Source organism: Pinirhizobacter soli (assembly GCF_015905305.1).
Classification (GTDB): Bacteria; Pseudomonadota; Gammaproteobacteria; order Xanthomonadales; family Rhodanobacteraceae; genus Pinirhizobacter; species Pinirhizobacter soli.
In genome coordinates this window covers 640,566-664,975 of the sequence record NZ_JADZLQ010000001.1, presented here as the reverse complement: position 1 = coordinate 664,975, position 24,410 = coordinate 640,566, and the positions used below count along the sequence as shown (strand labels likewise).

The 24,410-nt window shown below is 63.5% G+C and carries 23 protein-coding genes and 1 other RNA gene; 6 read left to right on the top strand and 18 right to left on the bottom strand.

Features of this window, described 5'->3' with window-relative positions; all coding sequences use genetic code 11:
• Positions 1-72 precede the first annotated feature (72 nt).
• From NDK18_RS02545 to NDK18_RS02515, 7 genes are all read right to left on the bottom strand, one after another.
• Positions 73-1,317: a hypothetical protein gene (locus NDK18_RS02545; protein WP_250627007.1), complete on the bottom strand. Its 1,245-nt coding sequence runs from the start codon at positions 1,315-1,317 to the stop codon at positions 73-75.
• 100 nt (positions 1,318-1,417) lie between these two features.
• Complete coding sequence (locus tag NDK18_RS02540; protein WP_250627006.1) at positions 1,418-2,743, bottom strand: hypothetical protein; 1,326 nt, start codon at positions 2,741-2,743, stop codon at positions 1,418-1,420.
• 127 nt (positions 2,744-2,870) lie between these two features.
• A complete protein-coding gene (locus tag NDK18_RS02535; RefSeq protein WP_250622683.1) occupies positions 2,871-3,854 on the bottom strand; it encodes a hypothetical protein in 984 nt (327 codons plus the stop codon).
• The gene (locus NDK18_RS02530; protein WP_250622684.1) at positions 3,851-4,708 is read right to left on the bottom strand and encodes an ABC transporter ATP-binding protein; all 858 of its coding nucleotides are present in this window, start codon (positions 4,706-4,708) and stop codon (positions 3,851-3,853) included. The genes NDK18_RS02535 and NDK18_RS02530 overlap by 4 nt, the downstream gene beginning before the upstream one ends.
• A complete protein-coding gene (locus NDK18_RS02525) occupies positions 4,705-5,085 on the bottom strand; it encodes a GntR family transcriptional regulator (RefSeq protein ID WP_250622685.1) in 381 nt (126 codons plus the stop codon). The genes NDK18_RS02530 and NDK18_RS02525 overlap by 4 nt, the downstream gene beginning before the upstream one ends.
• Positions 5,086-5,090: 5 nt before the next feature.
• The gene (locus tag NDK18_RS02520) at positions 5,091-5,420 is read right to left on the bottom strand and encodes a hypothetical protein (protein WP_250622686.1); all 330 of its coding nucleotides are present in this window, start codon (positions 5,418-5,420) and stop codon (positions 5,091-5,093) included.
• Positions 5,421-5,447: 27 nt separating this feature from the next.
• Positions 5,448-5,675, bottom strand: a complete 228-nt coding sequence (locus NDK18_RS02515; protein WP_250627005.1) for a hypothetical protein — start codon at positions 5,673-5,675, stop codon at positions 5,448-5,450.
• A gap of 211 nt (positions 5,676-5,886) precedes the next feature.
• On the opposite strand from NDK18_RS02515, the gene NDK18_RS02510 reads away from it, so the two are divergent.
• Complete coding sequence (locus NDK18_RS02510) at positions 5,887-6,672, top strand: SDR family NAD(P)-dependent oxidoreductase (RefSeq protein ID WP_250622688.1); 786 nt, start codon at positions 5,887-5,889, stop codon at positions 6,670-6,672.
• A gap of 52 nt (positions 6,673-6,724) precedes the next feature.
• On the opposite strand, the gene NDK18_RS02505 is transcribed toward NDK18_RS02510, so the two are convergent.
• Positions 6,725-8,968 (bottom strand): TonB-dependent receptor, encoded by a 2,244-nt coding sequence (locus NDK18_RS02505; protein WP_250627004.1) that lies wholly within the window; start codon positions 8,966-8,968, stop codon positions 6,725-6,727.
• Positions 8,969-9,222: 254 nt separating this feature from the next.
• Here NDK18_RS02505 and NDK18_RS02500 point away from each other — a divergent pair, with 254 nt between their 5' ends.
• Entirely contained in the window at positions 9,223-10,659 is a 1,437-nt protein-coding gene (locus tag NDK18_RS02500) for a porin (RefSeq protein ID WP_250627003.1), read from the top strand.
• Here NDK18_RS02500 and NDK18_RS02495 read toward each other — a convergent pair.
• From NDK18_RS02495 to NDK18_RS02480, 4 genes are read right to left on the bottom strand one after another with little or no spacing between them, the layout of a single operon-like run.
• Positions 10,656-12,419, bottom strand: a complete 1,764-nt coding sequence (locus NDK18_RS02495; protein ID WP_250627002.1) for a M28 family metallopeptidase — start codon at positions 12,417-12,419, stop codon at positions 10,656-10,658. The two genes, NDK18_RS02500 and NDK18_RS02495, sit on opposite strands and share 4 nt — an antisense overlap.
• A gap of 55 nt (positions 12,420-12,474) precedes the next feature.
• The gene (locus NDK18_RS02490; protein WP_250627001.1) at positions 12,475-13,698 is read right to left on the bottom strand and encodes a hypothetical protein; all 1,224 of its coding nucleotides are present in this window, start codon (positions 13,696-13,698) and stop codon (positions 12,475-12,477) included.
• Positions 13,695-16,025 carry a putative bifunctional diguanylate cyclase/phosphodiesterase gene (locus NDK18_RS02485; RefSeq protein WP_250627000.1) on the bottom strand — a complete coding sequence of 777 codons (2,331 nt, stop codon included), beginning with the start codon at positions 16,023-16,025 and terminating at the stop codon, positions 13,695-13,697. The genes NDK18_RS02490 and NDK18_RS02485 overlap by 4 nt, the downstream gene beginning before the upstream one ends.
• Before the next feature lie 6 nt (positions 16,026-16,031).
• Complete coding sequence (locus tag NDK18_RS02480) at positions 16,032-16,682, bottom strand: carboxypeptidase regulatory-like domain-containing protein (protein ID WP_250626999.1); 651 nt, start codon at positions 16,680-16,682, stop codon at positions 16,032-16,034.
• A gap of 99 nt (positions 16,683-16,781) precedes the next feature.
• Here NDK18_RS02480 and NDK18_RS02475 point away from each other — a divergent pair, with 99 nt between their 5' ends.
• Positions 16,782-17,351 carry a DNA-3-methyladenine glycosylase I gene (locus tag NDK18_RS02475; RefSeq protein WP_250622695.1) on the top strand — a complete coding sequence of 190 codons (570 nt, stop codon included), beginning with the start codon at positions 16,782-16,784 and terminating at the stop codon, positions 17,349-17,351.
• A gap of 12 nt (positions 17,352-17,363) precedes the next feature.
• Here NDK18_RS02475 and NDK18_RS02470 read toward each other — a convergent pair whose 3' ends face one another.
• From NDK18_RS02470 to smpB, 5 genes are all read right to left on the bottom strand, one after another.
• On the bottom strand, positions 17,364-18,386 hold the full coding sequence (locus NDK18_RS02470) for an LLM class flavin-dependent oxidoreductase (protein ID WP_250626998.1): 1,023 nt from the start codon (positions 18,384-18,386) through the stop codon (positions 17,364-17,366).
• Positions 18,383-19,315, bottom strand: a complete 933-nt coding sequence (locus NDK18_RS02465) for an ATP-grasp domain-containing protein (RefSeq protein ID WP_250626997.1) — start codon at positions 19,313-19,315, stop codon at positions 18,383-18,385. The genes NDK18_RS02470 and NDK18_RS02465 overlap by 4 nt, the downstream gene beginning before the upstream one ends.
• A gap of 113 nt (positions 19,316-19,428) precedes the next feature.
• Positions 19,429-20,571, bottom strand: coding sequence for an acyltransferase family protein (locus NDK18_RS02460; protein WP_250626996.1), 1,143 nt, complete (start codon positions 20,569-20,571; stop codon positions 19,429-19,431).
• Between the two features lie 558 nt (positions 20,572-21,129).
• Positions 21,130-21,517, bottom strand: a transfer-messenger RNA (tmRNA) gene (gene ssrA, locus NDK18_RS02455).
• Between the two features lie 96 nt (positions 21,518-21,613).
• Positions 21,614-22,105 (bottom strand): SsrA-binding protein SmpB, encoded by a 492-nt coding sequence (gene smpB, locus NDK18_RS02450; RefSeq protein WP_250622699.1) that lies wholly within the window; start codon positions 22,103-22,105, stop codon positions 21,614-21,616.
• A 70-nt stretch (positions 22,106-22,175) separates the two neighbouring features.
• Between smpB and NDK18_RS02445 the strand changes: the two genes are divergently transcribed.
• Both NDK18_RS02445 and NDK18_RS02440 read left to right on the top strand, forming a co-directional pair.
• Entirely contained in the window at positions 22,176-22,604 is a 429-nt protein-coding gene (locus tag NDK18_RS02445) for a type II toxin-antitoxin system RatA family toxin (protein WP_250622700.1), read from the top strand.
• A complete protein-coding gene (locus NDK18_RS02440; RefSeq protein ID WP_250626995.1) occupies positions 22,597-22,854 on the top strand; it encodes an RnfH family protein in 258 nt (85 codons plus the stop codon). Before NDK18_RS02445 ends, NDK18_RS02440 begins: the two co-directional genes overlap by 8 nt.
• A gap of 4 nt (positions 22,855-22,858) precedes the next feature.
• Here the strand turns inward: NDK18_RS02440 and NDK18_RS02435 are convergent, their stop codons facing one another.
• Positions 22,859-23,323, bottom strand: a complete 465-nt coding sequence (locus NDK18_RS02435; protein ID WP_250622702.1) for an outer membrane protein assembly factor BamE — start codon at positions 23,321-23,323, stop codon at positions 22,859-22,861.
• An 81-nt stretch (positions 23,324-23,404) separates the two neighbouring features.
• Between NDK18_RS02435 and fur the strand changes: the two genes are divergently transcribed.
• On the top strand, positions 23,405-23,818 hold the full coding sequence (fur, locus tag NDK18_RS02430) for a ferric iron uptake transcriptional regulator (protein ID WP_250622703.1): 414 nt from the start codon (positions 23,405-23,407) through the stop codon (positions 23,816-23,818).
• Positions 23,819-24,410: the final 592 nt, after the last annotated feature.

Below are 24,410 nucleotides of genomic sequence, written 5' to 3'. Positions count from 1 at the left end.
AGCAACTGCCTTTCAATCTTTCAGGTTACGCTTGTCCTAACCGTTCGAGGCGGGCTTGCGCTTCGGCCTGATTCAAAGGCCGCCCTCGTCACACGAACTCTCGCTGTCGGTATCGAGCGAATAGTCCAGGACCACGGGGGCGCCATGCGAGATCAGATCCTGGCCACCCTGGGTGAATTGATCGCGAATCCAGGATGCGCGCTCCTGGGCGCGGAATGGATCGTCGGGCGATAGCACGTGTAGCGCAATATGCTGCACCTCGCGCGGAAAGGCACGACCGATTCGACTTGTGCTGCGGCATAGCACGAAGCGGTTTCGAGCGGGGTCGAAAAAACCGCCCTCCCTCATTGCATGATGTTCGACTTCAGCGCAGGGCGCGCACGGAACGAATCGCCCTGCCATGGGAACGACAACGTGTTTGCCTTGATGAAGGCCAAGCGTTCGCGTGGCTTCCCCGTAGACATGATCACTATGCGTGGCGACGTATTCTTCAATGCACTGCTCAGCGTGCATGGTTTGTGTGATGCCGGGCGGCAACGTCTCGCCGAGGCTGGGGTCGCTCAGCGGGTAGCACACCTCCACGTGGTTGGAATGCCCAACGTTTCGAAGGTCCTGCAATACCGCAAGGATGGTCCTGAATCCTGAGGCGCACTGGTGGATTATCTCCATCGTGGAAAGGTTGGTACCTTTGCATAGGCCGATGCCGCTTTCGATCTCCCGCGATGCCTTTTCAATCGTCAAGGCGATACTTCTTTCCGAAGCGAAGGTCTCCTTCAACTTCTGCACGTGGCGCCATCGCCGGGCCGTAATCACCTGGTCCCAGTCGCGGATGTCGCGCGGGACCCGGCGTACGGCATTGTCGGGGGGAAGGACATCGCAAAATGCCGCCCGCAGCGAGTCGACGACTTTTTCGACGTGGAAGTTCGAGCACAGGTGAAGCCTGTCACCGATCACGCTGGCCTGGACTTCCAGTGGATCGACGTGGTGGACGGCTTTCATCGTCATGTTGATGGCGATGCAGACATGTCTGAGTGACTGATGCAGCCTGAAAAAACCCCGATACGGCTTGGCAGGTCCGGGCGATATGGGCGCGCGATGCAGTCGGTTCGCCGATTCCTTGTCCAGGTAAAAGGCCGGGCGGTTGCCTGCGTGGTGGATGTTGCCTGATGCTGCAGCGCCCGGACGGTGCAGCCCCAGGACAGGTTGGTTCGAAACGGCGTAAGGCGGGATCGCCATCGGTCCGTCACTGCGTGCCTCGCCGCCGGGCGAACGCGGGCCATTAGGCAGGGCGGGGGGCAATCCGGTTGCAAGGAGCATCGTCCACCTCGGATGTTGTGTTGCGTGGTTTCCAGTCTACTGACGGAGTGTCCGATGTTCGATGCACCTGCCTTAGATGGAGCGTGTACTGGTTTCTTCTTCAGCTATCGGGTGGACGTGCGGGTGTCATGGAAGCAACGTCAAGTGCGTCCCGGCCGATGGGGTGGGAAGCGAGGTCTTCGTAGTCTTCCATATGCTGGTAACGAAGGGTTTCAGTGCCGTCAGTGACGCCGACGCTGGCAAGCATGATCTCGTGAAAAGAATGATGATTCTTCGGCGGTATGAGATTGGCGAGCATGACAAGCCGCGCCTCGGCCAGTGTTGGCCAATCCGCGACACCCGACTTGCTATATCCCACCATCTCCTTGCACATGGCGTAATGATTCAGATAGCGAAGCGTATGGCCACTTGGGCCGGAGATGACCGGTTTGCCCAATTCCATCGCTTTCACGACCCACGCATTGACAACAGGATCGGCCGGATCGTGGTACCTCACCACGTTCGAACGGGCCCCCGTCTTGTGCTGGCGAAACTGGGACCCTAAAGGATTGGTCAGTCGTGTCGGGCTGGTTGGGCAGTTGTCATTTTCGTCCAGGATGTCTTCTTCGGTGCTCCAGGGAATGCGCAAGTCATCGCACAAGAGGGTCTTTCGCGCTGACTCATCGAGGGAACCCAGGACGTGGAAGACGCCGGCGTTGGCATCAAGGCCTTCGAGGCCCAGATCGTCCTGGACGAATTTATTCGGGTCGGGTTTCGTCGCCAGCAATGCCGTCCACCGGTCGGCGATGAGGTTGGACAGACGGGCGGGGTACTGCTCGGGTTGGGTGACCTTGTAGATCTCCAGGTCGAAGTCACGCGTGTTCCACGGTGCAATGATGTTGTCTTTGGGAGCCGCATTGAACATGCAAAGGCGACGATCGAGATTCACGATATAGCGTTTGTCGCGATATTCCGTGGCCGATCGATCGATGTTGTATTCCCGCCGTTCGGCTTTGATAAGCGTGGCCAGGACGTGGGCGTCGAGCGTGTCGATGTCCTCGCTGAGCTCATGGGCGCCGCCGATGTGCTTCATGCCGCGGATCTCGTCACGTTCATGTTCGTCGAACGCGGCTATGTAGCTGGGCGCACCGGTCAGTGAACGAATGCGCTTGGCGATGTCTACAAGCCTTGGGTCCGATTTGAGAGCCTTGCCAAGCTGCGTCTCAAACTCATAGTTTCTCGTTGAATTTGTTCGATAGGGCTCAGTGTCGAAGTGATTGCAATTTGCAGCAGGTATCTGGCTGCCGCATGCCACGCCCGTTGGGTGGGACGTCGCGCACGTATTCACGACATTGCTTAATACGCCAGGACCATATGGAGAGGAGGGGGTAGGGGAATCCGTCCTCGAGGAAGTGGAGAGGGGGAGAGTTTGGATGTCGAGCTTCATTCAAGTACCTGTGCAGCGGTTAGGATGTTGTCCTCCGCCTCATGGTTGTCCGGAATGCCTGGGCGAGCTTCCAAAAAAAAACCGCCGGCTAACCGGCGGTTTGGAAGCATTTAGATTTCAGTGCCCGCTAGGTATCGTCGCGCCAGCGGCGGATCCAGACGGCGCCGGCAATCAGCGCCACGCCGCAGATCAGGCCGATCCAGGCGGTGGTGGTTCCCAGCGTGGCGTACAGGTTACCCAGGCTCAGGAACTGCACCATCGGGTTGTCCGGGTTTTCCACACCATCCAGGCCGATGCCCAGGCTGACGTTGTTGCTGGCGTGGTGGGCGGCGGCAAACCAGCTGCCCGGCCACACGCTACCCAACAGACGCGGCAGGAACTGGCTCCAGTAGAAGTTGCTCGAAGGCAACAGGCCCATCAGCTGCACCCACCAGATCAGCACGCCAGTGACCACCGGGATCGCCACCGCCCACAGGAAGGGCTTGGACTTGGCCCAGGCCGAGCACAGCAGCAGCCAGCCCACGGTCGGCAGTGCCCACAGGAAGTACATCGGGATGCTGGCAATCAGGTTGGCGATCACCCGGAACGGATGGGCCAGGGTCAACAGCTGCCACACGCCCAGGCCATGCATCGACAACACAGTGGCATACATCAAGAGGGTGATGACCCCGGCAACGACGCCGGTGACGAAGGCCACGGCCGGGGCGACGATGGTGGCAGCCAGCACCTTGGACAGCACCGTCTGCGTGTCGCTGATCGGCAGTGATTTCCAGAACAGCAGGCTGCGGTCGCGGCGATCGTCGTACAGGGCGCCCAGGCAGTAGAAGAACACCACGAAGCCCATGACTACCGAGATGATCGCGGTGGAGAACAGCATGGCCGTATCCAGGCCCATGCCCACCATCGCCAGCTGCTTCTCGTCGAGCATCCGGCCCAGTTCGCGGATGGAATTGCCGCCGAAGCGGATGTTCTGCCCGGAGACGACTTCCCCGGCGATCAGGGTCATCAGGTTCAATACCAGGAAGATGGCGCCGCCGATCAGGGGGGCGCGGATGAAGCCGCCCTTGTGTTCCCAGATTTCGCGTTTGACGAGCCAGTAGAGGGTGTTCATGCGTAGGTTCCCTTCATGGTGGCGACGAAGAGGTCGGCGATGGACGGCCGGCGCAATTCCCCGAGCGTGGACAAATGCCCGCGATCGGCGTTATCGAACAGGAAGATGCTCTTGCCGAACACCTGCCGTTCGTCGAGCGGCTTGAGCGCGCGAACCTCGGCGGCGCGTTCGGCGCCCACCATCACTTCACAGAAGCGTTCGCCCACGGCGTCCATGTCGGCATCGAGCACGATGCGGCCGTCGCGGATGAACATCAGGTCGGTGAGGATGTGTTCGATTTCCTCCACCTGGTGCGTGGTGATCAGGATCGTCTTGTCCTCGTCGAAGTAATCTTCCAAAAGGCTCTGGTAGAACTGCTTGCGGTAGAGCAGGTCCAGGCCCAGGGTGGGTTCGTCCAGCACCAGCAGGCGGGCGTCGATCGCCATCACCAGGGCCAGGTGCATCTGCACGATCATGCCCTTGGACATCTGCTTGACCTTCATCCGCGGCGTCAGCTTGGTGCGTGCCAGGAAGGCCTCGCACTTGGCGCGGCTGAAGCGGGGGTGCACGGCGGCGACGAAATCCACGGCGTCCTTCACGCACAGCCACCGCGGCAGCACCGCCACATCGGCGATGAAGCACACCTGCTCCATCAGCTTGCCGCGGCTATGACGCGGGTCCATGCCCAGCACGGAAAGCTCGCCGTCGAAATCGGTCAGGCCCAGGATGGCCTTCAGCGCCGTGGTCTTGCCCGCCCCGTTGGGGCCGATCAGTCCGACGATGCGGCCGGACTGGATCTGGAAGCTGGCGCCGGCCAGCGCCCTGGAGTCCTTGTAGGTCTTGGACAGGCCGTTGGCACTGATGACGGTGCTCATGGGGTCTCCTTCGCGTTGCCGCCTTCAGGCAGGTCGCGCAGCAGGGTCTTGAGGTCCAGCCCAAGGCGCTGCAGTCGAGCCAGCACAATCGGCCACTCTTCGCGCAGGAAACGCTCCCGCTCGGATTTAAGCAGCGCTTCGCGAGCGCCATCGATAACGAACATGCCCAATCCCCTCCGTTTCTCAACCAGTTGTTCGTCGACCAGCTCCTGGTACGCCTTCGAGACGGTCAGCGGATTGATGGAAAAATCCGCTGCCACTTGGCGCACCGACGGCAGCGGGTCGCCCTCGTTCAGGGCGCCGTCCAGGATCATCGCCACCACGCGTTCGTGCAGCTGGCGATAAATCGGGACGCTGTCGTTCCAGGTAACGGTCATATGGGTTATTCCTTGCCTGCGGGGCGAAGTGCCGTGCCAAACGAATAGTAGGGCATGGCCAGTTGTGATCCGATCATTCCCAGGGCCTGGTCGCTTGCATCACGGGCCAGCGCGCTTGCGCCATTGCCCCGGTGCAGTGCGCCTGTCGCGCCCATCTGGGCTGCGGTCGGGCGGACGACGATGGTCTGGAACTGGGTAACTTTGATGCCGTCGATGACGGAAGCCAGCGGCTGGGCCGGGGCCGGGAATTCGATGTCTGCGGAGCGCAAGGCGAACAGGGTGGCTCCGACTAGCAGGGTCGAGACGGCCATGGCGATGGGGTTCGGCGCTTTCATGGGTGTTCTCCGCGGAAGGAAGCTGCGTTACTCGGCGTCGGGGGTGACGACGATGGGGGCCAGCGTGGTGATCGTGGCGGTGACCGTCATCGGGGCCAGGTCGGTCACTTCGATACCGTTGATGAAGCGGGCGGCGGAAGCGGCGGCGACGTGGGCAACGGGGGCGGCGTAGTTGGTGGTGTCACGGACGGCAGCGACGCTGGCGAAGGTGATCAGCAGGGAGGCGACGGCGGCGGTGGCGTTGATGCGGTTCATGGTGATGTCCTCTGGTGGTGCTGTGGGTGACCGGTGTTGTAGTGAACTATAACACCATGTTTCGAGCCGTCAAGGAATTTTTTGAAAAAGTCACCATGACTAATGGCCTATATTTGAAAAACCCTTTCAAACCAGAAAGTTAACTGGTGCATCTGGCATTCGAGGGGCGATTTGGGCATGCTCGGGGCGTGATATCGACCGGGGAAAAGGCATGCGAAGCGGTCTGGAAGGGCGCATCGTGGTGGTCACCGGCGCCAGTAAAGGCATCGGATTGGCCTGCGCAACGGCATTTGCCCGGGAAGGAGCCCTCGTGGCGGGCATTTCCCGCAGCCGGGAACACCTGGAGCTTGCCCAGGGGGATTTGCACGGCCATGGCCTGGACCTGGCCATCTACGATGCGGATCTTTCCGACGCCGTAGCGGCGCGCGAAACGCTCGCGCGAATCGCGCACGAACTGGGCCCGGTCGATGTTCTGGTCAACTCCGCTGGCGCCGCGCGGCGCTATCCGCCAGACGAGCTCGACCTGCACGCATTCGAACAGGCCTTCGCCGCGAAGTACTACACCTACGTCAATGCCATCGAGCCCTTGATTCGAGGCATGGCCGAACGCGGCCGAGGCAGCATCGTCAACATCGTGGGGCAGGGTGGACGGCGGGCCAACATCATGCATATCGCTGGCGGATCGGCCAATGCCGCCTTGATGCTGACCACCGTGGGTTACGCCAAGGCGTATGCGGCGCGTGGTGTGCGCGTGAACGCGATCAACCCGGATCTGACCAGGACTGGCCGGGTGGAGGAGGGCCTGAATGCTTCGGTTCGCGCCACGGGCCGCGACCGCGAGGACCTCCTCGCCGAACAATTGCGCGAGATCCCCATGGGTCGAATGGCCGAGCCTTCGGAAGTGGCAGACGTCGCGCTCTTCCTCGCCTCGGACCTCGCCAGCTATGTCACCGGCGCGATCATCCCGATGGATGGCGGCAAGGCTTCGGTGATCTAAAGCGGTGTCGTCGATCGGGGTCAGTGTAATCACTCTGACCCCGATGGGCTCCTTACAGTTCGGCGCGGAACTCGATGCCGATCACGCGCGGGTCGTTGACGAACGCCGTGCGGTTGTTGAAGTCGATCGCGCCGGTGATCACTTCCTTGCCGGTGATGTTGCGGCCGTAAAGCGCCACTTCGCGCTTGCCGAAGTCCCAGTTGTAGCCCAGGCGCAAGCCGCCTTCGAGGAACGCCTTGGAACGGTATTCGGCCGAGTCGTACAGGAAGAAGTTGATCTCGCTGCGGTAGTTCCAGTCGGTGTAGACGAAGAATTCGCCGTTGTCGCCATAGGGAATACCGTAGCGGGCAGTAAAGGTGCCGATCCACTTGGGCGAGTTCGGCAGCACGTTGCCATTGATCAGGGCGTTGCCCTGGGCGTTGAGCGGGTCGAGCACCGTGCAGCCTGAGCCGCAGATCGCAACAGCAAGGTTCCGGTCCTTCAGTTCCGTATGGTTGTAGCTGCCGCCGGCGGTGACGATGAAGTTCGGAGTGAGGTAAGCCTCGGCATCGAACTCGGCACCGTAGCCTTCGGTCTTCTTCGCATTGAGCAGCTGCGTCACGTTGGTGGCGCCGCCCACCGCGGTGAGCTGTTCGTTGTGCATGTTGTACTTGTAGATGTCGGCGTTGAAGCGCAGCTTGCCGTCGGCGGCGAGCGTCTTCATGCCGAACTCGTACGAAGTGATGGTTTCAGGCTTGGCCGTGGAGATGGTGTCGGCGAAGGTGAGGCGGCCCTGCACGCTGGGCGCGCGGAAGCCGTTGGCCACGCGCACGTAGGCATTGGTCTTGTCGCTGATGGCGTAACTGCCGGTGATGTCGCCGCTCCAGCGGGCATCGGTGGGCTTGGCGGTGAGCGGGCTAAGCGGGCCATCGAAACCGAACACGCGGCTGGCCGAGAAATCGCGCTTGTCGTGCGAGAAGCGGGCGCCGGCGCGAATGTCGAAGCGATCGGTGACATCGTAGTCGGCCGAGCCGAACACCGCCCATGCCTTGGTGCGCTGGGACTGCTGCGCCCAGTCGTTGAGGGCGTGGTTGGCCAGCGTGTCGTACGAGAAGTTATCGATGGCGATATCTTCATCGAAGTAATACACGCCGGTCTGCCACTTCAGGCGCTCGGTCTGGTCGTTGGACAGGCGTATTTCCTGGGTGATCTGGCGGTCCTTCGGCAGCGCGTCGGCGGTTTCGGACGGGAAGGGGATCACGCCTGGGCCGCTGGGCGGCGCGAATACGGCCCCGTAGCCGCCGTCGACGTCACCCAGGCTGTAGGTGGTGGCGCGTTCCAGGCCCGTGATCGAGGTCAGGTTCAAGTCGCCAAGCTTCCAGTTCAGGTGCAGATTGCTGCCCCAGGTGAACAGGTGCTGCTTGTTGTTGCCGTCCTGGGCCACCTTGTCGCGGTCGAATCCGGGCACGAAGCTGGGTTCGCCAAGTTCGATGGCGTTGGCGCGGTTCACCATGGCGCTGCCGTCGAGCCATCGGGCGTGCACGTTGATCAGCGCGTTGAAATCGCTATTGGGTTCGTACAGTGCCTGCACGCGCACGGCGCGGTCGTTGTAGCCACCCAGGTCGTCGTTCTTGCCCTTGAAGGTGTTGTCGATCCAGTTGTCGCGATGCTGGGCGAGCGCCGAGATGCGTGCCGACCATGCGGAGGAAAGCGCGCCGCCGATGGCGGCCTCGGCGTTGGCGGTGCCGAGCGAGCCATAGGACACACGGGCGTACCCTGTGGTTTCCTGCGTGGGCTTGCGCGATTCGAACTTGATCACGCCCGCCGGGGAGTTACGTCCGAACAGCGTGCCTTGCGGACCGCGCAGTACTTCGACCTGTTCCAGGTCGAACAGGGGAAAGCCCTTCAGGATGGGGTTCTCCTGCACGATATCGTCGTACACCATCGACACCGGCTGCGAGGCATTGAGGTCGAAGTCGCTGTTGCCCAGGCCGCGAATATAGAAGCGCGGGAATTCCCTTCCGTAGGACGTCTCGGCGTAGACGCTGGGCGCGCGCGAAGCCAGCTGCAGCACGCCGTCACCGGCCTGGCCGAAGGCCTCGAGCTTGTCCGCCGGCAGCACCGTCATCGAGATCGGCACCTTCTGCATGTCTTCCACCCGTTTTTCCGCCGTTACCGTGATCGTCTGCAAGGTGGCGGGCTTGTCCGCGCGCGGGGCGGTGGCGGTGTCCTGGGCGAACGCAGGTACGGCGAAGGCGGCGGCGAGGGACAGGGCAAGGCGGGCGCGGCGCGGCAGGCGCTGGGAGGCGGTGGGCATCGGCGTGGATCTTTTTATTGGGAAGGGGTTGGCCGGCGCGCCATGGATTCCCCTAGGGCGGCCGAGATCGGATTATCGCCGCAGGAACGGTGGGTTTGAACTATGAATTTTCGGCAAAATGTATAAACCGCTGATTCTGCTGCGATTGTTTTCGCAGCCTTTTGCGCTCGTTGTCACTACGCCGAAACATCCGCATCGTACCGTCCGCCCTTGTCGCCAGGATAGGCGACGCCGTTGACACAAGGAACGTGAGCATGAAACGAAGCATCCTGGCCGTGGGCCTGTTGGCCGCCATGTCGAACGTCAATGCCGCCGAGGCGGACGTTGAGCTTTACGTCGATCAAAAGACCCGGCAGATCTTCGCCGAACCGGGCCCCGGCCGGACCCGGCTGGGAGCGTTTCGCAAGGTCGACGAGCCCGCTGCCACGAGCCACGCCACAGCGAACGTCGCTGCGCCGTCTGCGGCCACCGCCCCGGCCGACGGCGACCACCGTCCCGCCGAGACAACCGTCTCGGCCTCCACGGCCAGGGTCGCGGCGGTCAAGCCGCCTGTCGGGCCTTGGCATGAACGCCTGCAGCTTCGCGGCTATGTGCAGATGCGCTACAACCAGGTGCTTTCAGGTGATGAAGCTCGGCTGGCGACGCCGGGAGATCGGTTCCTGGGTGCGAACCAGTCGTTTGGGCTGCGACGTGTTCGCCTGGTCATCAGCGGCCAGGTGAGCGAGCGCGTATTCGTCTACCTGCAGCCGGACTTCGGCAGTACGCCCACGGGTTCATCGACATCCAACTTCGGCCAGCTACGCGATGCCTATGCCGATATCAATCTTGACCGCGCCGGTGAATGGCGCTTGCGCGCCGGGCAGTCGAAAGTGCCTTATGGCTTTGAGAACCTGCAGTCGAGCCAGAACCGCCTGGCACCTGATCGCGCCGACGCGCTCAATGCCGGCGTGCGCGACGAGCGCGATCTTGGAGTGTTCCTTTATTACTCTCCGAAGGTTGCCGCCCAGCGCTTTGGCGAACTCACCAAGTCGGGGCTGAAGGGAAGCGGGGACTATGGCGTACTTGGACTGGGCGTCTATAACGGCCAGGGCGCCAACCGCGCGGAGGGCAACGACCGGCGCCATGTGGTGTTGCATGCCACCTGGCCGTTCAAGCTGTCTTCTGGACAGTTCGTGCAAGTGGGCGCCGATGCCTATGCAGGCCAGTACCGGGTGGGGACGCCGACGTCGATCAAGATCGATGGCACTTCGTTTACCCCTGCGGTTGATGCTGGCATCCAGGGCTCCACCGATCGCCGGGTCGCCGCCCACGTGATCTGGTATCCGCAGCCTTTCGGCCTGCAGGCGGAGTGGACGGTCGGTGAGGGACCGCAGCTGGATGTCGCGCAGCAGCGCATCCGTACCCGCTCGCTTCGCGGCGGTTACGTGCAGGCGATGCTGCGCCGCACGGGCGCCTATGGCGTGCTGACGCCTTACCTGAAGTGGCAAACATACCGGGGCGCGGCGAAGTTCGACACCAATGCCCCGCGCATGCTGGTCGACGAGCTGGAAGCTGGCGTGGAATGGCAGCCGTCCAATGCGCTGGAAATCGCCGTTGCCTACGCCAACATGCGCCGCACCAACACGCGCCAGGCGCCGTACCCGCGGGTGCGGGCCAACGTGGCGCGTGTGCAGCTGCAGTGGAACTTCTAGTGCTTCTTCTTCGCCTTCGCCGCAGGCTTGGCAAGCATCGCCTCGCGCGCCGCGCGGAACTCACTGCCTTCGCTCCACGCTGGCCACACGTCGCTGTCGGCCAGCTTCGCCCCCACGTCGTAATAGGCCTGCACGTTCTGCAGCACGCCGGTGAAGTCCCAGCGAGGGTCGAAGACGTCGGCCGGCTGGTGGTAGCGATGGGCGACGTAGTCGGCCACGGCGGCTTCGCCGGCCGCCTTGCCGCCCTGGACCATGTCCACGCCGCCACCGGCGGAAAGCGCCGGCACGCCGGCCTTGGCGAAGTTGAAATGATCTGAGCGGAAGTAGTGGCCCTTTTCCGGCGCGTCGTCACCGCTGACCACGCGACCACGGGAAGCAAGGACATCCTTCAGTACATCATCGAGCTGCGACTGGCCCAGGCCCACCACCGACATGTCGTGCGTCGGGCCCATGATGTCTATCGCATCCATGTTGATGTCGGCCACCGTCTTGGCCAGCGGGAACACCGGGTGCGCCACGTAGTACTTCGAGCCCAGCAGCCCCGATTCTTCCATCGTCACTGCGGCGAACACGATGCTGCGCTCCGGGTGCGGGTTCTTCGCCGCGAACGCCTCGGCGATCTCCAGCATCGCTGCAATGCCGGTGCCGTTGTCGACCGCGCCGTTGTAGATGGTGTGGCCCTTGAGCGAAGGATCGGTACCCAGGTGGTCCCAGTGCGCGGTGTAGACGATGGCTTCGTCCGGGTGCTTGCTGCCTTTCAGTACGCCGATGACGTTGCTGGAAATGGACGTACCGATGGTGCTGTCGAGCGTGATGGACGCCTTCGCATCCAGGGGCACGGCCTTGAAACCGCGCTGGTTGGCCTGGGCTGAAAGCGCGTCGAAGTCTTTGCCGGCTTTGGCGAAGAGCCGTTTGGCGGCATCGAGGGTGAGCCAGCCGGCGATGGGCATGCGGGGGGCCGGGTCTTCGCTCACCGGAAGGTCGAGCCGCGGCATGGAGAAGCCTGATTCCACCACGTTCCAGCCGTAGCCTGCCGGTTCGGTCTGGTGCACGATGAAGACGGCGGCGGCGCCTTTGCGTGCAGCCTCTTCGTACTTGTATGTCCAGCGGCCGTAGTAGGTCATTTCCCGACCCTTGAACAGCGCTTTATCGGTGCCGTTCCAGCCCGGGTCATTCACCAGCACCACCACCGTCTTGCCCTTCACGTCTACGCCGTCGAAGTCGTTCCACTGCTGGTCGGGCGCGTCCACGCCGTAGCCGGCGAAGATGATGTCGGAGTCTTTCAGTTCCACGTGGGCCGATGCATTGAGCGTGGCGACCACCATGTCCTTGGCGAAGGCGAACGATTCGGTACCGCCGCCCTCGGCGACATCAAGTTTGAGCGTGTCCTGGTGCTCCAAGGTCGTGGTGACGGCCGGAACGGCCTGGAACCATTCGCCTTTCACGCCGGGCGTAAGGCCGATGCGCTTGAACTGCTCCACCAGGTAGTTTGTGGTCAGGCGTTCGCCGATGGTGCCGGGCTTGCGGCCGGCGAATTCGTCCGAGGCGATGGTACGCAGGTGGGCTGAGAAGTCGTCGGCGTTGATAGCCGCCTGGAACGTATGCGAGCCGGGCGGCACCGCCGGAACCGGGGGCGGCGGCGCGGTTGAAGCCTTGGCCGGCGCGGTGGATGCGGCCGCCGGAGCCTGGGTGTCGTTGTGGCTGGAGCTGCACGCGGCAAGCGCGGCGACGAGGATGATGAGCCAGGGCTTGCAGCGCATGGGGATGCCTTTGGGCGCGGGGATCACCGATGGTGCCCCCCTCGGGCAAGGCCGGTCAATACAACAGGCGCGCGCTTACCTGCATCTGGGTGGCCTTGACGCTGGGCGATTGGCCCGTGCTTGCCAGGTACGAGCGGTAGCTGTCCACGCGCATCAATTCATAGGTGATGCGCAGCCAGTCGTGCGGACGCCACGCCAGTGCCGCCGTCACCGCGTTGCCGTGCTCGCCGCCGTCGCCGAAGCTGGAGTCGTTGTCGGTGCTGAAGTGTTCCAAGCGCAAGGCAGGCCGCCAGGCGCCCTGGTTCCAGCCCACCAGCACGAAGGCGGAGCGGAAGTGTGTCTGCACGTGACGAGTCCCGGGCAGCGCCAGCGTACCGCCCTCCATGGCCTGCGCGATCCAGGTGACGGGGCCCGATTGTGTGGTGGCGCCAAGCGACCAGAACTTCGTTCGCCAGGCATAGAGGCGGTCCCCGCCTTCATAGGGCACCCATGCATGCGGGTCGGCGCCGTTGTCCCAGCGCAGCAGGGTCACGCGCGTATTGCCCGGCGCGCGCCAGGTGAGGTCCGCGTGCCAGCCGATCTGGTTGGTGACGCGGCGGAAGGGATCGTAGCGCTCGGTGGGCGCTTGACCATTTTCGCTGGGCTGGTCCGGCAGGCGGATGCGTTCGCCCAGGCCGTAGGTCAGGTCGCTGAGCGACCAGCCGCGGGTGGGCAGGATGTTGCCTGCGATCTCGTTGCGACGGAATAGCGCGCCGGTGGCAGCAAGTGAGCTGCTTTGGCCGCGCCACTGAAGTTGTCCCTGCACGCCGACATCGCGCAGTTCTTCCCCCACCCAGCTGTTGATCGCCGAGGGCGTGATGGTCCACGGGCTGGTCCAGCCGATGCCGTCGTTCTCCAGCGACACCGGCGGGAAGAACACCCCGGCCTGCAGCGACCAGCGCCATGGCGAGAGCGACACGGGGCGATAGCGTAGGTAACTTTCCACCAGGCCCAGCATGCGGTGATCGGTGGTCTGCGCCTGCACGTCCACCAGGCCCAATAGCGAAGGAGTGGCCTGGGCCGTCACGATCAGGCCGCCCCCACCAAATTGCAGGCGGGTGTCGCCGCTGCCGTAGCGCGTCTTGCCGTAGCCGCCTTCGGTAAAGCTGGTGGGCGAGGGCGCATCCACCAGGCGTCCATCGAGGAAGGCATGGATTTTCACGTCCTGTGCCGATGCCGCGCTACCAGCGAACGCGAGCCCGGCGAGGACGACGCCGCGAACGCTGGCCGGGGCCATCATGCCGTCGAGCCGTCGACCAGGAAGCGTTCGGCGAAGGCCGGGGCCGGCATGGCAGCGGCGATGTGAAAGCCTTGGGCGCAGTCGCAGCCGACTTCACGCAGGTAGTCCAGTGCGGCTGAGTCTTCGGCGCCTTCGGCGGTGACGCGCAGGCCCAGCCGATGGCTCAAGTCCACGATTGACCTCACCACCACGCGGTCGCCCTCGTCGTGGGCTACGTTGCGGATGAAGGTCTTGTCGATCTTCAGTTCGTGGATAGGCATCTGGCGGAGGTACGCGAAGGAGGATTGGCCGACGCCGAAGTCATCCACGGCGATCTTGAACCCTAGATCGGCAAGCCGACGCAGTTCCTGAAGGGCGCGGGCGGGATCGGCTATCACGGCGCTTTCGGTGACCTCCAGGGTGAGGATCGACGTGGGCACGCCGTGCAGGGCCGTAAGGTCGCCGATGCGGCGGGTGAGGTCGGGGTCTTCCAGGTCGCGCGCGGAAAGGTTCACCGCGATGTTGATGGGATGCCCCGCGTCGGTCCACGCTCGGGCGCGGGCCAGGGCGTCGTTGATCACCCAGCGGGTCAGGCGGCCGATGTTGCCGGTTTCCTCCGCTACGCCGATGAAGGCGTCCGGTGGCACCAGGCCGCGCCGCGGGTGCTGCCAGCGGATCAGTGCTTCGGCCGCCATGACGCGTCCGCTGGCAAGGTCCAGCTTCGGCTGGTAGTGCAGGGCGAGCTGGCCCTGGTCGATCGCTTCGCGCAGGTCGCCCATCAGCGACAGACGATCGGGGCGGTGCGGGTCGGTGGCGGCATCGTAGAACGCCAGGCCGCGCGCGGACCCTGCCGCGGCGAACTGGGCGACCTCCGCATGGCGCAGCAAGGTGGCGGCGTCTTCACCGTCCCCCGGGGCACAGGCGATGCCGATGGCCGGCCCCATGTCGATGCTGAAGTCGCCTTCGACGAAGGGTCGGCCCAGGGCATCGAGCAGGCGCGAGGCAAGCTCCGTGGCACGGGTACGGCCGGCATCGGGAAGCCACAGCACGAACTGCGTATCGGACACGCGCCCGACGAAACGCGATCCGGCCAGGTCCGACAGGCGGCGGCCTGCGTCATGCATCAGCCGGTCGCCCAGGGCATGGCCCACGGTCTTGATGATGTCCGGAAGGCGGGTAATGCCAAGCATCACCAGGGTCGCCTCGGAGGTGGCGCGGGGGCGGTCGATCGCCGCCTGGCTGGCCACCCGGTTGGGAAGCCCGGTCACCGCATCGTGCAGCGCCTGCTCGCGAATGCGCTCCTCGCGCTGGCCGATGGCCGCGGTCATGGCCTGGAAACTGGTGGCGAGCTGGCCGATCTCGTCATTGCGCCGTATGCCCTCTGGCGCCCGGTAATCGCCCGCTTCGATTCGACGGGCCGCGGCGGCCAGTGCCTCCACGGGCCTGGAAACACTGCGGGCGATCAAGAGCGAGCCGAGCACTCCCAGTACCAGGCCCAGCACCAGCAGCCCGGCCCAGGTAAGCCATACCGAACGATACGGGCGCAAGGCTTCGTCCAGCGAATAGCCAAGCACGGCGGCAACCTCCGGATCGCCCGCTGCCTGGGGAAAACTGCGCGCCAGCACCAGGTATTCGCGTCCGCCGGACTGGGCAAGCACGGGTGCATCCGGGAAATGGTCGTTGCCGGCGAAGAACCCGGGAGGCAGCCGCGCCTCGCCTCCGCCGTGGGCCACCACCGACCACGGTTTGCCCGCTGGCCGCGTCATCATTTCCACGTCGCGGGGCAGGGTGGAGAGCTCCTGCATATGCGACAGCAGCTTGTCGTCGATGGGAACGCTGGCCACGACCAGGCCGGCCGGTTGCGGGGCATAGATGGGCACGATCACCTGCCAGAACACCGCGCCGTCCTCCGCCACGACCGCTGCCTTGCGGCCATCGAAGGCGCCTTGCAACAGGGTGGGTCTGGCAAACGGCGCGGCGGCCGCTCCGGGATGCGCCGTGTCGGCCTGGACCTTGCCGTCCAATCCCACCAGCTGCATGCGCGTGGCGCCGACCCGGCGGCCATGGTTGCGCAGGATCGACAGCACCGTGCCGTGGTCCTGCTCGCCAATGGCCGAGCGCAGCCCGTAGTCTTGCGAGAGCACCTGGACCGACGAGGCCACCCTTGTCGCGATGTCGTCCATCTGCGCCACGAAGGCGTTGGAGTTCGCTTCCAGCTGGGTGCCGCCCTGGCGTACCAGCTCGCGGCGCGCTACCTCATAGCCGAGGCCCGCCGTCAGCGCCTGCACGGCGATGATGGTCGCGACGAAGAAGAGCGCAACCCGCAGGCGGAAGCCCAGGTGTGGCATGGCCGGTCAGTACCCCATGTGCTCGCGGTCCATGCTGGCCCGCGGATCCGGGAGCAAGGTCAGGTGGACATTCAGCGGTGCGGCGGGACTGCCCTCCGCGACGACCGCTTCCAGCCGGGCGCCCTGGTCGCCGGGCTTGAGCTGCGGGTGCCAGACGCGCAGTTGGTAGTTGCCGGGCGCAAGGCCCTCGAATTGCGCGTTGCCGTCCTTGCCTGTCACGCGCGCCGGTGCGCTGGTGACGAACAGGTAGGTGATCATCTCATCGTGAATATTGCAGCCCACGGCGATGATGCCGCTGCCCTCGATGGTCAGCGGCGGGGAACTGGTGCCCGGGCGCAGCACGTATTCAAACCGCTTGAGCTCGGAGAACGAATACACCTGGTGGCGGGTGTTGTCCGAATTGCGGAAGACCACCTGTTCGCCGGGTCGCATGACCTCCACGTAAGGTATGAAGGTCTCGTTGCGCTGGTCGATGGTGTGCGTGGCCGTTGCGGGCACGGCCGCGGCCGCATCGCCACCGGGAGACTGAAGCGTGACCACCGCGCTATCGGCCGGACGCCCGTGCCCATCATCCACGTGCACCACCAGGGTGCTTCCGTAAGCGTTGGCAGCCAGGCCCATGACGAGCCCCGCCAGTGTTTGGTATGCCCTGCGCATGCCGTTCTCGCATCCCCTTGGAAAGCGCCCTCATGGTAGCTGGGCCGAGGCACTACAATGCAAGCCATTGCCGATATCGGTGTGGGGATTTGGGAAGCCATGGCTAAGGAAGTCGTTCGCTGTGCGTGGGCGGGTATCGATCCAAAGATGTGCCACTACCACGACACCGAATGGGGCGTGCCCATCCACGACAGCCGCTCGCTCTGGGAGAAGCTGGTCCTGGACGGTTTCCAGGCAGGGTTGTCGTGGAAGACCATCCTGCACAAGCGCGACGCGTTCCGCGAGGCCTTCGACGGATTCGACCCGGAAAAGATCGTCCGTTACGGCAAGCGCGACGTAAACCGCCTGATGGCCAACGCCGGCATCATCCGCTCGGCCTCGAAGATCGCCGCCACCGTGGGCAATGCACGGGCCTTCCTCGACATGCAGGAAGCGGGCGAGGATTTTGCCGAATTCACCTGGGGCATCGCCGGGGGCAAGCCGCTTCGCAACGGCTGGACATCAACGGCCCAGGTGCCGGCGCAGACCGAAAATTCGGTGGCCATGTCCAAGGCGCTGAAACAACGGGGCTACAAGTTTGTCGGCCCCGTCATCGTCTATGCCTGGATGCAGGCCACCGGCATGGTCAACGACCACGTGAAGGAGTGCTTCCGCTACAGGAAGGTCTGAACCTTCCGTAGTTCAGTGCCTGCGTATCACCTCGGCGGCAAAGCGCTCCATTTCTTCCAGCTGCGGGCTCATCTGCAGCAGCAGGAGGTGAAGCCCGGCATCTTCAAAGGCCTTGATGCGATCGCGCACCTGCGCCGCGGTGCCGACCAGGCCTGGTCGAAGGCCGCGGTTGGACACTGAATACTCGCGGATCTTCAGCTCGCGCTCGAGCTGGGTCCCCGACAGCCACTGGTCGAAATTGGCGAAGCCCGGGGCATCCGGGTCGAGCGTGGTGATGCGTTCGACTTCAGCCAGGGCTTCCTTCTCGCTGTCGCGGACGACGGCGTAGGCGGCCATGCCGTAGATCATCGGTGGCAGGCCGGTTTTCTCGCGGCGCGCGCGCATGTCGGCGATCTTCTCGGCGATCACTTCAGGTTCGTCGCCGTGCATCACATACGCGTCGCAGCGGCTGGCGATGAGGTTCTTCGCCGCTTCCGATTCGCCGCCGGCGTAGATCGTGGGCCGTGGCGATGACTTCGGCTTCGGCTCGCAGATGGCGTCGGTAAGCTGGTAACGCTCGCCCTGGTGGTTGAAGGGCGTTTGCGACCACAAGCCATCGACCACCGTCAGCCATTCGGCCGTGCGGCCATAGCGATCGTCGTGCTGGTCGAACTGCAGGCCATACTGGGTGGCTTCATCGGCCCACCACGACGAAACCACGTTCAGCGCCAGGCGGCCGTTGGAGATGTTGTCGATATTGGCCGCGGCCTTGGCGAACAGCGCCGGGTGATGGAAGTTCGGACGCACCGCCACCATGATTTCAAGCCGCTTGGTGACGGCGGCCAGCGCCGCGGCGCTCGACCAGGCGTCCATGGCGGGCTCCTTGACGCCCTTGATGTCGTTGAGGTTGAGCTCGGCGATCAGCGTGAGGTCGTAACCGATCTCCTCGGCGCGACGGCAAAGCCGACTGAAGTAGTCCCAGCTGGCTTCCATGTTTTCGTCGCGCACATTGCGCAGCCAGCCGCCGAAGACCGGCGCCCAGAATCCGTACTTCATGCGGCTTTCCCCTGGTACGTGTGGATGGCCTGTTGCAGGTAGTCGGCAAGCTGCTCGTGAGGGTCCCAGCCCAGCACGTTCAGCGGATCGGCGACGAAATTCGACAGGCCGTTGATGTCGTAATAGCGGCGCGTGCCGTCACGGTCGTCCACCATGAACTCGATGCCGCCGATGTCCATGTTCGATGCGCGGGCGATGGCTTCGGTTTCGCGGATGGTTTCGGCATCGGGCTTGAATTCAACCGCGCTTACCGTCGGCTTGTCGACCAGGCAGAAGTCCGCTGGGCACAGGTCGAAGGTGCCGCCGTCGGTGTTCAGCGCAATGGCATAAAGGAACTTGCCGTCGAGCGTTTCCATGCGCACTGCCTGAGCATTGCGTGCCGGCACATATTCCTGCACCAGGCAAACGCCGTCGATGCCCGTCGGCGTGGTGCCGGCAAGGACCGCCGCACGAAGCTCGTCCGGCGTGTCGTAGCGAACCACGCCGCTGCCCGAACCGCCGATGTTCACCTTCACGATCACCGGGAACCGCAGCCCCTGGGCCGCCGCTTCCAGGTCCGCCCGGCGATGGACCACGCGCGTGGCGGGAATGCTCAAGCCCTGGGCCTGGATCACCGCCATCTGCCGGGCTTTGGAAGCATCCACGCTGAGCGCGCGGGTGCCGTTGATCACCCGGGCGCCATTCAATTCCCAATGCGCGTAAAGCGCCTGCGCATAGAAGATGGGGTGTTCGTCCTGGCGCAGGAACGAGCTCATGGCCAGCCGGCTGAAGATCACCGGCGCCGGCGGCGTGCGGTCGGCGAGGTCGAACAGGTGGTCTTCGAATCGGATGGCGCGGTAGGGGATGCCGCGCCGATCAAGCGTGGCGAAGAGTGGCTTGAACCACTCAGGGTGCTCGTAGACGATGGCGAGCGGTGGACGGGCGGGCATGACGAAATCCGGGGGTGGGGTCCGGCATGGTTCACATGGGTCGCCTTGCGTGTCAAGCCGCAAGATCGGGCGGACGTCTGGACGTCCGCCTGCAGCGCGTTCGGTGCCTGGCATCAGGGCGAGCCTTCGAGTGAAAGAGTGTCCCTCTGCACTGGCTTGGGCGACCTTCCCGCGAGGTTCGATACCTTCTTTCCAAAAGCGTTGACGGGAACTTCGACGTACCTATGGACACCGAATGCGACAAGAAGGACCAGGCCAAGACTGATGACCCAGGCGAGCGTAAACCAAACACCTTGGTCGATCAGGATGGACATGACGACATATCCGATCGTCGAGTGAAGCAGGTATAGCGGGAAGCTGATGTCCGCCACGAAATCCAGGACCCTGTTGTTCCGGAACCTGTTCCTGAGCACATAGCACATGGAAAATAGAACCAGCGCGTAGGTGTAATTCCTCGCAAGCGGTCCACCGATGCTGCCCTCGTACGACGAGGTGATCATCAGGAACAGGACGTAGATGATGGCTCCGTAGCCCAGCGCGGCCGGCACTGAGAGCTCGTCATACAGGACGTAGTAGAACAGGCAGCCCAGGAACATGAAGGTCATGAACTTCATGTCCGACGTCAGCAGCGACATCATGGATGCCGGGTTCGAGCCATGCGCGGCAAGGAAAGCCGCCAGGCAGCACAGGATCAGAAAGCCGATCGATAGCGCGAGCACTTTATGGGCGCTCCTTCCGCCGACCAGCAATACCAGCGCGAAGATCACGTAGAACTTCACTTCCACGGCCAGCGACCAACAGACGAAATCCAGGGAAGGGATGCCCGTCACGCTGTGCAGCAGTGGCAGGGTCTCCAGCAGGTACTTCAAGCTGATCCTGTCCGACAAAGGCGTGTGCCAATACCAGGAACAGATGAAGTACATGGAAAGGCTTATCAGCAGGCAGAACCAATAGACGGGGTAGATGCGAAAGAACCGCCTCACCAGGAAGGCGCCCGTCGAAATGTTCCGCAGGCTAATGGGTATGACAAACCCGCTTATGAGGAAGAAAACGCCGACGCCGAAAACGCCGTAGAGAAGCCCGCCCTGTCCAGGCGACATGACGAGCTGCGTGTACCAGGGTTTTACCGGTACAAAGCTTGCCGGCACGCCGATGATCGCGCGCACGGCAGGCGAAAAAAAGATGCCCCAGTAGTGGTAAAAAACGACCGACAGCGCGGCAATCGCACGCAGCTGATGGGCAAACTTGACCTTCATATCGGGTACCGGCCGGCTCCCGCGGTAGAACAGGTGAGTGCGCCTACGGGCCGGAAAGGTTGCGCGGAGAAAAGACAGTGGAATCAGTACATGCGACGTACCAGGGGTCGCATTGGCTGGGCTCCACCCAGGACGACGCCCCGGCGCCGCAAAGCCTGCAGGGATGCCATTCGCTCCGTAGGCACGGGAAAGGATCGCTCGTCGCCATCCGAGAAGACGGTCAACCTGTCGCCGGTCAACTTAAAATGTGGTTTCTCAATGGGCTCGAGCAGCGGCGTGTCGCCCAATGCCCAAGAGGCCGCGCCGTCCGCCTCGATCACGAGATAGGCGATCGTGGGTTGGGCGGAGAAGACCCAAGTTTCAAAAGCTCCGGCGGCGTCGTCTTGGCAGTCGCGCTGTTGCCGGCACGCCCGAAGCAGTTCTGCACATGCCTGGTCCCATCTTGCGCGGACGGCTTCCCGGTCGGGAAAAAGTTCCCTCTGGTGCATGAGTGCGTAAAGTCACGAACGCCATGCAAGAAAAAACCCCTTGCGATGAGCAAGGGGTTTTGACTTAACGTGGTGGAGGTGGCGGGAGTCGAACCCGCGTCCGAAGGCGTTTAACCCCCAGTTCTACATGCTTAGCTCACCGTTGGATCTCGTTACCTGACAGCACGGCGTGCTAAGCGCACCAGGTAACCAGCCCGTTGGATTTAATCCGCAGCCGCCGGGCCGGCAACGTTGGACTGTCTCATGATAATGACCCTACACCGGCGAGCATGAGCACAAGACCGGTTCGGGGAAGGGCCTTTATGGGGCCACAGAATTAGGCGGCGAGAGCCACCTGATTCACTTCGTAATTGCTATCGTTGGCAATTATGGGTTTTGCGACTGGTTTAACGAGGAAAGTCACCCCCTCGGCATGCACCAGGCGATCGCACTACCCCCGTCGAAGCCAGGACACCCCCGGGGAAAGCTTTGAAAGCCGTTGCCAGTATATAGGGCCGCGGCGTGTTTACCCAAGCGCCGCCGCAGCTCCGTTCAGCTAGTCGCGGAACGGGCCGTTAGCCCATGCGGTTGTGCGCACGCATCACGCGCTGCTTGTCCACCTTCCACTCGCGCTCCTTCTCCGAGGCGCGCTTGTCGTGTTCCTGCTTGCCGCGGGCCACGCCGATCTCCACCTTCACCTTGTTGCCCTTCCAGTACATGGCGGTGGGCACCAGGGTGTAGCCCTTGCGCTCGACGAACCCCATCAGGGTGTCGATCTCGGCGCGGTGCAGCAGCAGCTTGCGCGTGCGGCGGTCCTCGGCGATGACGTGGCTGGAGGCCTGGATCAACGGTGGGATGGAGGTGCCGACCAGGAACAGCTCGCGGCCCAATACCACCGCATAGCTGTCGGTGAAGTTGATGCGGCCGGCGCGCAGCGCCTTCAGTTCCCAGCCTTGCAGGGCGATGCCTGCCTCGTGGCGGGAGTCGATGTGGTATTCGTGACGGGCGCGCTTGTTCAGGGCGATCGTGCCCCCGGCTGCCTTGTCCTTGTCTTTTTGCTTGGCCATCTTCGCTAAAATCGGTGTTCTTTCATGGTGGGGCAGGCCTTGGGCCGCTCCCAAAAGGATGCGTGGTTCCGTGACCGAAATCCGCCGCAGCGCGCTGGTGCCTTATACGCCAGCGCAGATGTTCGACCTGGTAAACGATGTCGAAGCATACCCAAAGCGCTTCGGCTGGTGTGACGCCGCCAGCGTGATCGAGCGCGATGGTGACGTGCTGGTGGCCCGGCTGGACCTCAAATTCGCCGGTATCCGCCAGTCGTTCACCACCCGCAATACCCCCGAGCGGCCCCATCGCCTTGCGATGCATTTCGTCGAGGGGCCGTTTACTTCACTGGAAGGGTTGTTCGAATTCACAGCCCTGGGCGAGCACGGCTGCAAGGTAGGGCTGCTGCTGGATTTCGAATACGCCGGAATCGGCAGCAGCGTGCTGAAGATGGGGTTCCAGGCCCTGGCCACAAGGATGGTGGACGACTTCAGCGCCGAGGCCGCCCGCATCTATGGTTGAGTGCATCGCCATCGAGGTGGCGCGGGCGTTCCCTGATCGCCAGGAGGTGCTGGCGCTTACCGTGCCCCGGGGCACTACCGCCGCTGAGGCGGTGGCCCTGGCCGGCTGGTCGCCTGCCGCAGCACTGGGGGTGTTTTCCCGGCGGGTACAAGGCGACCACGTATTGGCCGATGGTGACCGGGTTGAGGTTTACCGCCCGCTTACCCTCGATCCGAAGGAAGCCCGCCGTCGGCGGGCTTCAGGGCGCTGACGCCTTACTTCTTGTCGTCGTCGCTGCCGCTGCCGAAGCCACCGTCGTCGCTCTTCTTGGCATCCGGATCGGTATTCTTGTCGCCCTTGGTTTCCGTGGTCGGGTAATCCTGGTGGTACTTTTTCTGGTCCTTCAGGATGGCCTCGGCGTCGGCGGCGAAGAAATCGCCCTTGGTACTTACCAGCACGTCGTTGTTGAAGGCCAGGCTGAAGGTCCGGACCTTCATGGTGCCGCCGCGGTGGGCCACGGTGGAGACGTAATCCCAGCGGTTCTGGTAGAACGGCGAGCTCACCGAGGGCGAACCCATCAGCACCAGCACCTGGCGCTTGGTCATGCCCGGCTGGAGCTGCTCGACGGTCTTCTTGTCGAGCAGGTTGCCCTGCTGCACGTCGGGAACGTAAACGAGCCCGCAGGCGGCAACCGAGGAGGCGAGGATTGCCATGCCCAGCGTGCGGAGGAGCTTTTGCATGCGTAGTGCGTCCGGATCGTAAAGCGTTGGATGATACACTAAGCGCCTTAAGGCACCGTGCTTTCAAGAGGGGTGAGACAGATGGATCAGGAAACCAGGGAATTGCGCAAGGCGGGCCTGAAAGTCACCCATCCCCGGATGCGGATCTTGCAGATTTTCGAGGATTCCGAGGCGCGCCACCTGACCGCCGAGGATATCTACAAACACCTGCTGTCCCACGCCGAGGACATCGGCCTTGCCACCGTGTACCGGGTGCTGACCCAGTTCGAGGCGGCCGGAATCCTCATGAAGCATAATTTCGAGGGTGGACAGGCCGTCTACGAACTGGACCGCGGCAAGCACCACGATCACATGATCGATGTTGACAGCGGAAAAGTGATTGAGTTCGTCAGCGAAGAGATCGAGCGCCTCCAGCACGAGATCGCCGAGAAACACGGCTACGTCATCGAAGACCACTCCCTGGTCCTCTACGTCCGCCCCAAGAAGCGCCGCTAGCTGGCCTGTAGCGTGGCGGTTCGGAGCGGCCGGGTGGCGGCGTTTTCGTCACTAAGTCCTCGTCGGGCTTTGCCCTCCTGCGGAAGCGTGACGAAAACGCCGCCACCCAACCGCTCCCCCGGACGCTAGGCGGGCTGTGGGGAGAGCAGGGTACGAAGGCCTGCGATTAGGTCGCTCAGTCAACGCGTTGCGCAAGCGATGGTCGGCTTGTCGGCCGAGTGGAGGGGAGTGGCGGGGGTGTGACCCTGAGAGCGCTTCCGCAGGAGGGCGCAGCCCGACGAGGACTTAGCGACCAGGGTCACACCCCCCCCGCGCCCCACCCCCCCCCACCCCCAACACCAAGCAAAAAAAAGCCGCCGGAGGGCTCCTGCCCACCAACGGCTGTCCGGTATATCCAGCGCCATTGCAAACGAGTTGCTCGTTCGCTTCGGCGGCCGACTTCACCGGCGAGGCTGACATCCTGTCGCCTCATCAGATCGCCCGTCCCCACGAGCGATCTGGGCTCACTGTCTTTCGACAGTGGCTCCCCCACATCGATGGCGGCATCCTAACGAGCTCTTCACTTTCCCGGTATCGGAATAATTCCTATAAG